The sequence below is a fragment of the Streptomyces sp. NPDC001828 genome (assembly GCF_042892175.1).
GTDB lineage: Bacteria > Actinomycetota > Actinomycetes > Streptomycetales > Streptomycetaceae > Streptomyces.
On record NZ_JBIATV010000009.1, the window covers coordinates 251,127 to 263,837 of the forward strand.

At 72.3% G+C, this 12,711-nt stretch carries 11 protein-coding genes; 9 read left to right on the forward strand and 2 right to left on the reverse strand.

Annotation, left to right across the window (positions count from 1 at the left end; all coding sequences use genetic code 11):
* The first annotated feature begins 104 nt into the window (after positions 1-104).
* From rplT to ACFYZA_RS25220, 8 genes are all read left to right on the forward strand, one after another.
* The gene (rplT, locus tag ACFYZA_RS25185) at positions 105-488 is read left to right on the forward strand and encodes a 50S ribosomal protein L20 (RefSeq protein WP_003970214.1); all 384 of its coding nucleotides are present in this window, start codon (positions 105-107) and stop codon (positions 486-488) included.
* 158 nt (positions 489-646) lie between these two features.
* The gene (locus ACFYZA_RS25190; protein WP_382600868.1) at positions 647-1,501 is read left to right on the forward strand and encodes a TrmH family RNA methyltransferase; all 855 of its coding nucleotides are present in this window, start codon (positions 647-649) and stop codon (positions 1,499-1,501) included.
* A gap of 55 nt (positions 1,502-1,556) precedes the next feature.
* Entirely contained in the window at positions 1,557-2,681 is a 1,125-nt protein-coding gene (locus ACFYZA_RS25195; RefSeq protein WP_382600866.1) for an ATP-binding protein, read from the forward strand.
* A 147-nt stretch (positions 2,682-2,828) separates the two neighbouring features.
* Positions 2,829-3,950 (forward strand): phenylalanine--tRNA ligase subunit alpha, encoded by a 1,122-nt coding sequence (pheS, locus tag ACFYZA_RS25200; protein WP_382600864.1) that lies wholly within the window; start codon positions 2,829-2,831, stop codon positions 3,948-3,950.
* The gene (gene pheT, locus ACFYZA_RS25205; RefSeq protein WP_388492891.1) at positions 3,950-6,478 is read left to right on the forward strand and encodes a phenylalanine--tRNA ligase subunit beta; all 2,529 of its coding nucleotides are present in this window, start codon (positions 3,950-3,952) and stop codon (positions 6,476-6,478) included. The genes pheS and pheT overlap by 1 nt, the downstream gene beginning before the upstream one ends.
* 229 nt (positions 6,479-6,707) lie before the next feature.
* Positions 6,708-7,775 carry a PP2C family protein-serine/threonine phosphatase gene (locus tag ACFYZA_RS25210; protein ID WP_388492893.1) on the forward strand — a complete coding sequence of 356 codons (1,068 nt, stop codon included), beginning with the start codon at positions 6,708-6,710 and terminating at the stop codon, positions 7,773-7,775.
* A gap of 249 nt (positions 7,776-8,024) precedes the next feature.
* Positions 8,025-9,365 carry a transcriptional regulator gene (locus ACFYZA_RS25215; protein ID WP_382599056.1) on the forward strand — a complete coding sequence of 447 codons (1,341 nt, stop codon included), beginning with the start codon at positions 8,025-8,027 and terminating at the stop codon, positions 9,363-9,365.
* Positions 9,366-9,416: 51 nt separating this feature from the next.
* Positions 9,417-9,953, forward strand: a complete 537-nt coding sequence (locus ACFYZA_RS25220) for an NUDIX domain-containing protein (RefSeq protein WP_382599054.1) — start codon at positions 9,417-9,419, stop codon at positions 9,951-9,953.
* A gap of 12 nt (positions 9,954-9,965) precedes the next feature.
* On the opposite strand, the gene ACFYZA_RS25225 is transcribed toward ACFYZA_RS25220, so the two are convergent.
* Positions 9,966-10,223: a hypothetical protein gene (locus ACFYZA_RS25225; RefSeq protein ID WP_382599052.1), complete on the reverse strand. Its 258-nt coding sequence runs from the start codon at positions 10,221-10,223 to the stop codon at positions 9,966-9,968.
* A gap of 191 nt (positions 10,224-10,414) precedes the next feature.
* Entirely contained in the window at positions 10,415-11,275 is an 861-nt protein-coding gene (locus ACFYZA_RS25230) for a 3-hydroxybutyryl-CoA dehydrogenase (RefSeq protein ID WP_382599049.1), read from the reverse strand.
* A 169-nt stretch (positions 11,276-11,444) separates the two neighbouring features.
* Here ACFYZA_RS25230 and ACFYZA_RS25235 point away from each other — a divergent pair, with 169 nt between their 5' ends.
* Positions 11,445-12,704, forward strand: coding sequence for a glycoside hydrolase family 10 protein (locus ACFYZA_RS25235; RefSeq protein ID WP_388492896.1), 1,260 nt, complete (start codon positions 11,445-11,447; stop codon positions 12,702-12,704).
* The last annotated feature ends 7 nt before the right edge of the window (positions 12,705-12,711 follow it).

Below are 12,711 nucleotides of genomic sequence, written 5' to 3' on the forward strand. Positions count from 1 at the left end.
CGTTCCTCCGCCTCCGCCCGTCGGAGGCGGAACGTCGAGTCCGGGACCTATTCGATTTCGGGTCGTGTGAGTCCAACCACGGCCCCGCTACAAGGAGTTAACAAGTGGCACGCGTCAAGCGGGCAGTAAACGCCCACAAGAAGCGCCGGGCAATTCTCGAGGCGGCCTCCGGCTACCGCGGTCAGCGTTCGCGCCTGTACCGCAAGGCCAAGGAGCAGGTCACCCACTCGCTGGTCTACAACTACAACGACCGCAAGAAGCGCAAGGGCGACTTCCGTCAGCTGTGGATCCAGCGCATCAACGCCGCTGCCCGCCAGAACGGCATGACGTACAACCGCCTCATCCAGGGTCTGAAGGCCGCCAACATCGAGGTGGACCGCAAGATCCTGGCCGAGCTCGCGGTCAACGACGCCAACGCGTTCGCCGCGCTCGTCGAGGTGGCCCAGAAGGCCCTCCCGAGCGACGTCAACGCCCCGAAGGCCGCGTAAGCGCCCGACGGCTTGTTGAGCAGGACCGGACCCGCAGGCCGCTGGCCTGCGGGTCCCGGTGCGTTGCGGGGTCGTCCCGGGGGCTCGGCCCCCGGACCCTCCGCCTCCGGGGGCCGAGCCCCCAGGCCCCCACTCCCTTCCAGAGAGACCGCGAGTACATGCCGACCCCCGAGCTGATCTCCCCGCGTTCCCCGCGCGTCGCCGCCGCCCGCCGGCTCGCCCGGCGCAACTTCCGGGGCAAGGAACGCCGGTTCATCGCCGAGGGGCCGCAGGCCGTCCGCGAGGCCGTGGAGCACCGCAGCGACGGCGAGCCCACCCTCGTCGAGCTGTTCACCACCGTCGAGGCCGCCGAGCGGTACGCCGACATCGTGACCGCGGCCCTGGACGCGGGCGCCCGCGTCCACTACGCCGACGACGAGGTGCTCGCCGAGGTCTCCCAGACCGTCACCCCCCAGGGCCTGGTCGGCGTCTGCCGCTTCCTGGACTCGCCGTTCGAGGAGATCCTCAAGGCCCAGCCCAAGCTGGTCGCCGTGCTCGCGCACGTCCGCGACCCCGGGAACGCCGGGACCGTACTGCGCTGCGCGGACGCCGCGGGCGCCGACGCGGTCGTCCTCACCGACGCCTCCGTCGACCTCTACAACCCCAAGTCCGTGCGGGCGTCGGTCGGTTCGCTCTTCCACCTGCCGGTCGCGGTCGGTGTCCCCGTCGAGCAGGCCGTCCAGGGCCTGCGGGACGCGGGCGTACGCATCCTGGCGGCCGACGGCGCAGGCGAGGACGACCTCGACGCCGAGCTGGACGCGGGGACGATGGGCGGCCCGACCGCCTGGATCTTCGGCAACGAGGCCTGGGGCCTGCCCGAGGAGACCCGCGCACTCGCGGACGCCGTGGTGCGCGTGCCCATCCACGGAAAGGCCGAGAGCCTCAACCTCGCCACCGCCGCCGCCGTGTGCCTCTACGCCTCCGCTCGTGCGCAGCGTGCTGCCGGAGGGTGCCGCTCCGTCACCTCGTACTAGTAGTGTGGCGGGCTCGGGGGCCCACTCAGCGCTTCGGAGAGGTGGGGATACGGGGATGGCTGTCGGCACGAGCGGCATCGGCAACAGCACCGCGCTGTATCCGTCCGGCGGTCCTGATGTCCTCGGCTTCGACCCCGACGACCTGCCCGACGGCATCGTGGTCGCCGACGACAAGGGCCGGGTGATCTGCTTCAACGCCGCCGCGGTGCGGATCACGGCGGTCACCAAGGACGAGGCGCTCGGCCTCCCGCTGGAGCGGGCGCTGCCCCTGGAGGACCTCAAGGGCCGCCGCTGGTGGCAGCTCACCGACCCCTACGGCGGCCTCGCCATCCGGGTCGGCCAGCCCGAGCGCAATCTGCTGCTGCCCGGCGGCCGCGAAGTGCTGGTCTCCGCCCGCTACGTACGCGAGCGTCCGACCGGCCCGGTGCGCCGGGTCGTGGTCAGCCTGCGCTCCACCGAGGCCCGGCGGCGTACCGAACGCTCGCACGCCGAGCTGATCGCCACCGTCGCCCACGAGCTGCGTTCGCCGCTGACGTCGGTGAAGGGCTTCACCGCGACGCTGCTCGCCAAGTGGGAGCGGTTCACGGACGACCAGAAGCGCCTCATGCTGGAGACCGTCGACGCCGACGCGAACCGCGTCACGCGCCTCATCGCCGAACTCCTCGACATCTCCCGCATCGACTCGGGCCGCCTCGAAGTGCGCCGCCAGCCGGTCGACATCCCGGCCGCCGTCGGCCGCCACCTCCAGGCCCACGTCGCCTCCGGCCAGACCCCGGACCGCTTCCTGGTCCGCATCCAGCGGCCGCTTCCCGATCTGTGGGCGGACCCGGACAAGATCGACCAGGTGCTCGGCAACCTGCTGGAAAACGCGGTGCGCCACGGCGAGGGAACCGTCACCATTGAGGTGGCACCAGCGCCCGTCCGCATCGACGAGCACGACGAGAAGGGAACGGCGGTCACCGTGAGCGACGAAGGCCCCGGCATCCCCGAGGAGTCGATGGGCCGTGTCTTCACCCGCTTCTGGCGGGGGAGCAAGCGCGGCGGTACCGGGCTCGGCCTGTACATCGTCAAGGGCATCGTCGAGGCCCACGGCGGCACGATCACGGTGGGCCGCGGCCCCGGCGGCGGCGCCCAGTTCCGATTTATCCTGCCCGTCGGCGCTCCGGCGTATCTCCAGTAGACCGCCCCCGAGCCGCCCACGGGCGCAATCGCGTTCCCGCACCCCGTTAGACTCGACCTTTGGCGCGTTTGTGTCCGCGCGCTATCGCGGTATCGCTTCGCGGTCGCGGGGACCCCCCAGCCAAGACAATCGGAAGCACGGGAAGAGATGTCGGCACCCAATAAGTCGTACGACCCTGTCGAGGTCGAGGCGCTGAAACCGGAAGAGATCGAGCGCATGCGGGACGAGGCGCTCGCCGCTTTCGCGGCCGCCGGCGACCTCGAAGCGCTCGCCCAGGCGAAGACCGCGCACACCGGTGGCACCTCGCCCCTCTCGCTCGCCAACCGCGAGATCGGCGCGCTGCCGCCGCAGGCCAAGGCCGCGGCGGGCAAGCTCGTGGGCATGGCCCGCGGCGCCGTGAACAAGGCACTGGCCGCGCGCCAGGCCGAGCTGGAGGACGAGCGGGACGCCCGGGTCCTGGTCGAGGAGGCAGTGGACGTCACGCTGCCCCACGACCGTGTACCGGCCGGCGCCCGCCACCCGCTGACCACGCTCTCCGAGCGCATCGAGGACGTCTTCGTGGCCATGGGCTACGAGGTGGCCGAGGGCCCCGAGGTCGAGGCCGAGTGGTTCACCTTCGACGCGCTCAACATCGGCCCGGACCACCCGGCCCGCACCGAGCACGACACCTTCTTCGTGCGGGGCCCGGAGGGCGCGGCCAACTCCGGCGTCGTCCTGCGCACCCACACCTCGCCCGTGCAGATCCGCTCGATGCTCGACCGCGAGCCGCCGGTGTACGTGATCTGCCCCGGCCGGGTGTACCGCACCGACGAGCTGGACGCCACGCACAGCCCGGTGTTCCGCCAGGTCGAGCTGCTCGCCGTGGACGAGGGTCTGACCATGGCCGACCTGAAGGGCACCCTCGACCACATGGTCAAGGCGCTCTTCGGCGAGGGCATCGAGACCCGGCTCCGGCCGAACTTCTTCCCGTTCACCGAGCCGTCCGCCGAGATGGACATGGTCTGCTACGTCTGCCGCGGCGAGTCCGTCGGCAACCCGGACCGTCCCTGCCGCACCTGCTCAAGCGAGGGCTGGATCGAGCTCGGCGGCTGCGGCATGGTCAACCCGAAGGTGCTCACCGCCTGCGGTGTGGACGCCGAGAAGTACAGCGGGTTCGCCTTCGGCTTCGGCATCGAACGGATGCTGATGTTCCGCCACAACGTAGAAGACATGCGAGACATGGTCGAGGGTGACGTCCGGTTCACCCGGCCGTTCGGGATGGAGATCTGATGCGGGTCCCGCTTTCCTGGCTGCGGGAGTACGTCGACCTCCCCGCCACCGAGACCGGCCGCGACGTGCAGGCCAAGCTCGTCGACGCCGGCCTCGAGGTCGAGACCGTCGAGCAGCTCGGCGCCGGGCTCAAGGGCCCGCTCGTCGTCGGCAAGGTGCTCACCATCGAGGAGCTGGAGGGCTTCAAGAAGCCCATCCGCTTCTGCACCGTCGACGTCGGCGGTGCCAACGGCACCGGTGAACCCCAGGAGATCGTCTGCGGCGCCCGCAACTTCGCGGTCGGCGACAAGGTCGTCGTGGTGCTGCCCGGCGCGGTGCTGCCGGGCGACTTCGCGATCGCCGCGCGCAAGACGTACGGCAAGACCTCGCACGGCATGATCTGCTCCAGCGACGAGCTCGGCATGGGCCCGGACACCACCGGCGGCATCATCGTGCTGCCCCCGGAGCACGAGGTCGGCACCGACGCCATCGCGCTGCTCGAACTCGTCGACGAGGTCCTGGACATCGCGGTCACCGCCAACCGCGGCGACTGCCTGTCGATGCGCGGAGTCGCCCGCGAGACCGCCATCGCCTACGGCCTGCCGCTGCGCGACCCGGCGCTGCTCGACGTGCCCGCGCCGAACTCCTACGGCTACCAGGTCAAGGTCGCCGACCCGATCGGCTGCGACCGCTTCACCGCGCGCACCGTGACCGGTCTCGACCCCGAGGCCCGCTCCCCGATCTGGCTCCAGCGCAGGCTGCAGAAGGCCGGGATGCGCCCGATCTCGCTCGCCGTCGACATCACCAACTACGTGATGATCGAGCTCGGCCAGCCGCTGCACGCCTACGACCGGAGCCTGGTCGACGGGCCCATCGGCGTGCGCCGCGCCGAGGCCGGCGAGCTGCTCACCACCCTCGACGGCACCAAGCGCAAGCTGGACGCCGCCGACCTCGTCATCACCGACAACCGGGGCCCCATCGGCCTGGCCGGTGTGATGGGCGGGGCCAACACCGAGATCGCGGACTCCGTCACGGACCCCGAGACCGGCGAGGTCAAGGGCACCACCGAGGTCGTCATCGAGGCCGCGCACTTCGACGCGGTCGCCATCGCCCGCACCGCGCGCCGCCACAAGCTGACCTCCGAGGCGTCCAAGCGCTTCGAGCGCGGCGTCGACCCGCAGGCCGCGGCGGCCGCCGCGCAGCGCACCGTCGACCTGCTCGTGCTGCTCGCGGGCGGTACGGCCGAGGCCGGCGTCACCGAGATCGTCTCGCCGTCCGCGCCGCGCACCATCTCGATGCGCGCCGACCACCCGGACCGCGTCGCCGGCATCGAGTACGGCCGCGAGACCGTCGTGCGCCGCCTCCAGCAGGTCGGCTGCGACGCGTACGGGCAGGACGAGCTCGTGGTCACCGTGCCGTCCTGGCGCCCCGACCTCACCGAGCCGAACGACCTGGCCGAAGAGGTCATCCGCCTGGAGGGCTACGCCAACCTGCCCTCCACGCTGCCCAAGCCGCCCGCCGGACGAGGTCTGACGGAGCGTCAGCGACTGCACCGCCGGGCGGGCCGCGCGCTCGCCGGGGCCGGGTTCACCGAGGCGCCGAGCTACCCGTTCATCGCCGAGTCGGTCTTCGACCAGCTGGGTCTGGACGCCGGGGACCCGAACCGCGCCGTCGTGAAGCTGGTCAACCCGCTCAGCGACGAGGAGCCGGCGCTGCGCACCACGCTCCTGCCGGGCCTCCTCGCCACGCTGCGCCGCAACGTCGGCCGCGGCAGCCACGACCTGGCGCTGTTCGAGACGGGCCTGGTCTTCCACCCCTCGCCCACCCCGGGCGTGGCCCCCCGGCTGCCCGTCGACCGCCGTCCCACCGACGAGGAGATCGCCTCCCTTGACGCCGTGCTGCCCGTGCAGCCGCGGCACGTGGGCGCGGTGCTCGCCGGGGCGCGCGAGCAGGCCGGCTGGTGGGGCAAGGGCCGCCCGGCCGACTGGGCCGACGCCGTCGAGGCGGCGCGTGCCGTGGCCCGCGAGGCGGGGCTCGAACTCGCCGTCGACCAGGGCCAGTACGGCCCCTGGCACCCGGGCCGCTGCGCCGAGCTGTACGTGTTCCCCGAGGGTGTGAAGACCCTCGTCGGGCACGCCGGTGAGCTGCACCCGCGCGTCGTCAAGGCGTTCGGTCTGCCCGCCCGCAGCTGTGCGATGGAGCTCGACCTCGACGTCCTCGAGCGGGCCGCCGAAGGCGCCGTGCAGGCGCCGTCGATCTCCACCTTCCCGGTGGCCACCCAGGACGTGGCGCTCGTCGTCGACGCCCAGGTCCCGGCCGCCGCGGTGGAGAACGCGCTGCGCGTCGGCGCCGGTGAACTCCTCGAGTCCATCCGCCTGTTCGACGTCTACAGCGGCGAGCAGACCGGTGAGGGCAAGAAGTCGCTCGCCTACGCGCTGCGGTTCCGTGCCGCCGACCGCACCCTGACCGTCGAGGAGGCCTCCGCCGCCCGCGACGCGGCGGTGGCCCAGGCGGCCGAGTCCACGGGCGCGGTGCTGCGCGGCGCCTAGTCCGCGCGAGAGCACACCGAGAGGGGCGCACCGGCACTGCCGGTGCGCCCCTCTCGTCGTCCCCGAACACGCCCTGCCCGCCTCACTCGTTCGGGTGAGAAGGCCGGGCGATCCTCGCTGAACGGCGCGGGCGATCGAAAGAATCGGTGCGGCCGGGCAGGCCGGTGCGGCGTCCGGTCCGTGTGGTCGAGTGCCATGCGGGGCGCAGAGGCCGAGGGGGGCCGACGGCATGATCCGTACACCGGGATGGACCGCTGCCTGTGCGACGGCGTTGCGCTCCCGCCGGGGCCTCGTTCTCGCCCTGCCGTCCTGCTGGCTGGCCCTGGTGATCGCCTGGGAGCTGGCCCGCCCGCCGGCCGGTGCGGACGGCATGGTCTTCCGGATCGCGATGTGCGGGGCCTTCCTGATCGCCGTGGTGTGGCTGGCGGCGGGCGTACGGAGCGCGGCGGAGCGGGAGTTGAGGCGCATCCGGCACATCGCCGAGGTCGCCCAGCGGGCGCTCCTGCGGCCCGTGCCCGCACGGCTCGACGGCATCGCGCTGGCCGCCGGACAGCTCTCGGTGAGCCGTGGCGCGTCGATCGGGGGCGACCTCTACGAGGCGATGTCGACCCCGTACGGGGTGCGCGTGGTGATGGGGGATGTGCGCGGCCACGGGCTCGGCGCGATCGGCGCGGTCGCCGCCGTCCTCGGCAGCTTCCGCGAGGCCGCCTACGACGAGCCCCAACTCGCGGGCGTGCTCAGGAGGTTGGACCGTGCCCTCGCGCGTCATCTGCGCGAGCGCTGCCGCGCCGAGCACCCGGCGTCCGGCGGCGCCGAACCGGAGCGGCCGCTCGGCGAGGACTTCGTCACCGTACTGCTCCTGGAGATCCGGCCGTCCGGCGATGTGTACGCCCTCAACTGCGGCCATCCCTGGCCCTATCGGCTGGGCCGCGGCGCCGAGCCGCTGACCCCGGGCGACCCGCTGCCGCCGCTCGGCCCCTTCCCGCTGCCCGCCGAACTGCCCCCGCTGTGCTGCACCCGGCTGCTGCCGGGCGAGGCGCTCTGCCTGTACACCGACGGCGCCGAGGACGCCCGGGACGGTGCCGGGCGGTTCTTCGCGCTGCGCGAGGCGCTCACGGTCGCCTCCCGCCCCTCGCCGGTGTCGCCGGCCGATGTGGTCGAGCGGGTGCGGCGCGCGCTCCTGGCCCACACGCGCGGGCGGCTCTCGGACGACGTGGCCCTCCTGGTGCTGCGCAACGACCGGGTCCGGGTGCCCGCCCAGCAGGCGGCCGGTGCGGCGGCGGGTGCACGCCGCTGACGATGAGGCGCCGCCGCCCTGCCGGGAGTGCCGGGCAGCGCGGACAGGGCGGACGGCGCCGGGAGCGGGCCGCCGCACTGTACGAGGGGGAGCCGGCGGCCCGACCGCCTCAACGGGAGGCGGTTCAGAGTCAACCGACTGGGGGCGCCCGTGGGCAGAGAGCGCGGCGCATAAATGCGGGTACTCGGTTCACACCCCGTGTGAACCGGGCTCGATTACGCTGACCACACCGAGCCGTTGGAGGGGCCCATGCAGCCCAATACCCTGCTCGACGCCCTGGTGGACGAGGCGGGGATCTCGCACGCGGGCCTGGCGGCCCGGGTGAACCAGGCGGGACGGGCCAGAGGTCTCGCACTCAGATACGAACACACCGCCGTGGCACGGTGGTTGAAGGGCCAGCGGCCGCGCGGCCAGGTGCCCGACCTGATATGCGAGGTGCTCGCGGGCCGGCTCCGCCGCCGGGTCACCCTCGACGACATCGGCCTCGGGGTGCCGGGCGAACCGGCCCCCGTGCACGGCTCTCCGCTCGCCGGGTTCGTCGAGCGGGCCACCGCCCTGTGGCGCTCGGACGAACAGCAGCGCACCCACATCCTGGACGCCCCGGCCGTCACCGGAACCCCGGCCGTCATGCCCGTGTGGGAGTGGGAGAACCCGCCGGAGGACACCGATGTGTCCCGCGACGGCCAGACCGCGGTGGCCGAGTCCGACATCGAGATGCTGCGCTCGGCGCGCGAGCACTACGAGCTGATGTACCGCAAGGCGGGCGGCATCGCGACCCGCTCGCGCATCGTCGGCTTCCTCAACGCCGAGACGGCGCCCTTACTGCGCGGCGGCTACACCGACGCCACCGGGCGCCAACTCCACCGCGCCACGGGCGGGTTGGTGGCCATCGCCGGAATCTGCGCCTACGACTCCAACGCGCAGGGTCTGGCCCAGCGCTACTTCCACCAGGCGCTGCGCCTCGCAAAGGCCAGTGGGGACAGGGGACTTGGGGCCTACGTCATCGCGCTGCTCGTCAACCAGTCCCTGTTCATGCGGGACTACCGCCAGTCGGTCGCCTTCGCCGAGGCGGCCCTGCGCGCGGCGGGCGGCCGGCTGAGCCCCGCGCTCGCCTCCGATCTGCACGCGATGCAGGCCAAGGCGTACGCGCACCTGGGCGACGGGCACAGCGCGCTGTCCTCGATCCGGAGCGCGGAGTCGGCGGCCGGGCGGATCAGGCCGGGCCAGGAGCCGGCCGAGACCGGCTATGTGCAGCCGGGCCTGGTCAACGTCCAGGTGGCCGAGGCCCTGCTCAGCCTCGGTGACCTGACGGCCGCGCGCGAACAGGCCGCCCTCGCGGCCGACGAGCCCTCCCACGACAGGGGCAGGGTGCACCGCCTTGCGATGCTCGCGCAGATCGAGCTGCGGCAGGGCGACGCTGACCGGGCCGTGGCCACCGCGGTCGAGATGGCGGAGCGGGCCCGGGGGATGGAGTCGCAGCGATTGCGTGACCGGCTGCGCGTGGTGCGCGAGCACCTGGTCGAGAGCGGTTGCGCGGGCGCCGACGAGGCCGCCGAGCTGATCGACGGGGCACTTCGCGTTCCCCTCTAATCGTCAGCCTGCTGCGATATTGCCATCTACTTGTCGGAAGGTGGCAGAAACGTGCAGTGGACGAACCTGAGCGAACAAACTGTGTATGAAAATCGCTGGTTTCGGGTCAACCTCGCGGACGTAGAGCTTCCGGACGGGCGACACCTGGACCACTTCCTGATCAGGCTGCGGCCGGTCGCCGTCGCGACCGTCGTCAACGCGGCCAACGAGGTGCTGCTGCTCTGGCGGCACCGCTTCATCACCGACAGCTGGGGCTGGGAGCTGGCCGCCGGAGTCGTGGAGGACGGCGAGGACATCGAGGCCGCCGCCGCCCGGGAAATGGAGGAGGAGACCGGCTGGCGGCCGGGACCGCTCAAACCCCTGCTCACCGTCGAGCCCGCCAACGGGCTCATCGACGCCCGGCACCATCTGTTCTGGTCCGAGTCGGCCGAGTACATCGGCCACCCCGAGGACGACTTCGAGTCGTCACGCCGCGAGTGGATACCCCTCAAGCTGGTGCCCGACATGGTCGCCCGGGGGGAGGTCCCGGCCGCCAACATGGCGGCCGGACTCCTGCTCCTGCACCATCTGCGACTGGGCGACGGCTAGTCGCGCCAGGCCCTAGCGGCCGAGGGCCTGCCACACGGCGAGCGAGAGCGCGCCGAGGGCGGCCAGTGCGGTGAGGGCGGGGAGCGGCCACCTCAGGTGTTCGAGGGCCGCCACCCGTCCCGCCGTCTCGGTCAGTTCACGCTCCGTCTGCTCGCCCCGCTGGGCGAGCAGCGCGAGCTGTCCGTCCATGTGGGCCATGCCGACGTCCAGGCGGCGGCGTAACTCCGCCAGTTCGTCGACGGTGGTCGAATGTCCCGGGTGGCTGGACACGGTGGGGCTCCTTAGTCCTGTCCGGACGTGCCATTGATGTGCTGGCTCAGAGTCAACTCGCCGTGCACCAGGGGCGGGAGCGTGTGCGATGGGCATATGCGGGCTCGTGCCGCACACCCGGTGTGCGCGGCACGCGCCCGGCCCAGGCCTTTCAGGCGTACACCCGCGTATACAGAAGTACGCCGTTTTACTCAGGCGTACGAGTAGAAACCGGACCCGGTCTTCCGGCCGAGGCGTCCCGCGTCCACCATCCGCTGGAGCAGCGGGGGAGCGGCGTACAGCGGCTCCTTGAACTCGTCGTACATCGAGTCCGCGACCGAGGCGACGGTGTCCAGGCCGATGAGGTCGGCGAGCTTGAGCGGGCCCATCGGGTGGGCGCAGCCCAGCTCCATGCCGTTGTCGATGTCCTCACGGCTGGCGATGCCCGACTCGAACATCCGGATCGCCGAGAGCAGATAAGGAATCAGCAGCGCGTTGACCACGAACCCCGAGCGGTCCTGGGCGCGGATCGCGTGCTTGCCGAGGACCTTCTCGACCAGCACCTGGGCGCGGCTGATGGTGCCCTCGGACGTGGTGAGCGCGGGGATCAGCTCGACCAGCTTCTGCACCGGGGCCGGGTTGAAGAAGTGGATGCCGATGACCTGGTCGGGCCGCGAGGTGGCGACCGCGAGCTTCACCAGCGGGATCGAGGAGGTGTTGGAGGCCAAGATCGCGTCCGGGCGGGTCACCACCTGGTCGAGGACCTGGAAGATCTCGGTCTTGACCTGCTCGTTCTCCACCACGGCCTCGATCACGAGGTCGCGGTCGGCGAACTCGCCCAGGTCGGTGGTGAAGCTGAGCCGGCCGAGCGTCGCGTCGCGCTCCTCCTCGGTGATCTTGCCGCGCTCGGCGGCCTTCGAGAGGGAGTTGTGCAGCCGGGTGCGGCCGATCTCCAGGGCCTCGCCGGTGGTCTCGGCGACCATGACGTCCAGGCCGCTGCGGGCGCACACCTCCGCGATGCCCGCGCCCATCTGGCCACAGCCCACAATTCCGACGCGTTCGATGTCGGTCACATCGTGCCTTTCGCTTCGCTCTACTGCCGTCCCCGGCGGGTCCCCCGTGTGATTCCGGCGCCCGCCTTCGGCCCCTGACGTTACTCCGGACGCGCGTGTGCCAGTGGGGCCGGGGCGGGCATGCTGTCCGGTACACCTGGGCCGATGGGATCCGAGCGAGGGGTGTGACGTGGGGCGAATCACGCGCAGGAGCTTCGTGGCGGGCACGGCCGGAGCGCTCAGCGGCCTTGTCACGGCGGGCGGTGCGACGGCCGTGGACCGGGACGGGACGCTGGAGCGGGCGGTGCGGGAAGTGGCGGGCCGCAGGCATCGGCGCGAGTTCCGCGGGGTCTGGCTGGCCAGTGTGGCCAACCGGGACTGGCCCTCCAGGGCGGGCCTGACCGCCGAGGCGCAGCGCGCCGAACTCCTGGCCCACCTGGACAAGGCGGTCGAGCGGCGGCTGAACGCGGTGGTGTTCCAGGTCCGCCCGACCGCCGACGCGCTGTGGCCGTCCCCGTACGAACCGTGGTCGCAGTGGCTGACCGGGACACAGGGCCAGGACCCCGGCTGGGATCCGCTGGGCACCGCCGTCGAGGAGGCGCACCGGCGCGGCCTGGAGCTGCACGCCTGGTTCAACCCGTACCGCGTCGCGAACCACACCGACCCCTCGCGTCTGGTCCCGACGCACCCCGCCCGACTGCACCCCGGCTGGGTCGTCCCGTACGGCGGGAAGCTCTACTACAACCCGGGTCTGCCCGAGGTCCGCCGCTTCGTCGAGGACGCGATGCTCGACGCGGTCCGCAGGTACGCGGTCGACGGCGTCCACTGGGACGACTACTTCTACCCCTACCCGGTGGCGGGCCAGAGCTTCGACGACGACGAGGCGTACGCGCGCCACGGGTCGGCCTTCCCCGACCGTGATGCCTGGCGGCGCGACAACATCGACCTCCTGGTGCGTGAGACGGCGGCCAGGCTCAAGGAGCTGCGGCCCCAACTCCGTTTCGGAGTCAGCCCGTTCGGGGTGTGGCGCAACCGGGCGAGTGATCCTCGGGGCTCGGCGACCACGGCCGGCGTCCAGACCTACGACGATCTGCACGCCGACACCCGCGCCTGGGTCCGAGCGGGCCTCATCGACTACATCTGTCCGCAGCTGTACTGGAACATCGGTCTCGCCGCCGCCGACTACGCGGTCCTGGTGCCCTGGTGGGACGAGGTCACCCGGGGCACCGGCGTGGACCTGTACATCGGCGAGGCCCTGTACAAGGCGGGCGATCCGGCGCAGCCCGCCGCCTGGCAGGACCCGGCCGAGCTCTCCCGCCATCTGACCCTGGCCGGGCGGTACGCCGCGGTGCGCGGCCACTGCTTCTTCGCCGCGAAGGAGGTGACCGAGGACCGCGTCGGGGCGATGGCCCGCGTCGTCGCCGACCACTACCAGGCCCGCTCCCGCTGAGCCGGAC

What these genes read in the sequence shown, in the direction of transcription:
- ACFYZA_RS25195 (WP_382600866.1), top strand. Translation starts at nt 1,557, where the DNA reads ATGGCTGTCGGCACGAGCGGCATCGGCAACAGCACCGCGCTGTATCCG.
- ACFYZA_RS25210 (WP_388492893.1), top strand. Translation starts at nt 6,708, where the DNA reads ATGATCCGTACACCGGGATGGACCGCTGCCTGTGCGACGGCGTTGCGC.
- pheS (WP_382600864.1), top strand. Translation starts at nt 2,829, where the DNA reads ATGTCGGCACCCAATAAGTCGTACGACCCTGTCGAGGTCGAGGCGCTG.
- ACFYZA_RS25190 (WP_382600868.1), top strand. Translation starts at nt 647, where the DNA reads ATGCCGACCCCCGAGCTGATCTCCCCGCGTTCCCCGCGCGTCGCCGCC.
- pheT (WP_388492891.1), top strand. Translation starts at nt 3,950, where the DNA reads ATGCGGGTCCCGCTTTCCTGGCTGCGGGAGTACGTCGACCTCCCCGCC.
- ACFYZA_RS25215 (WP_382599056.1), top strand. Translation starts at nt 8,025, where the DNA reads ATGCAGCCCAATACCCTGCTCGACGCCCTGGTGGACGAGGCGGGGATC.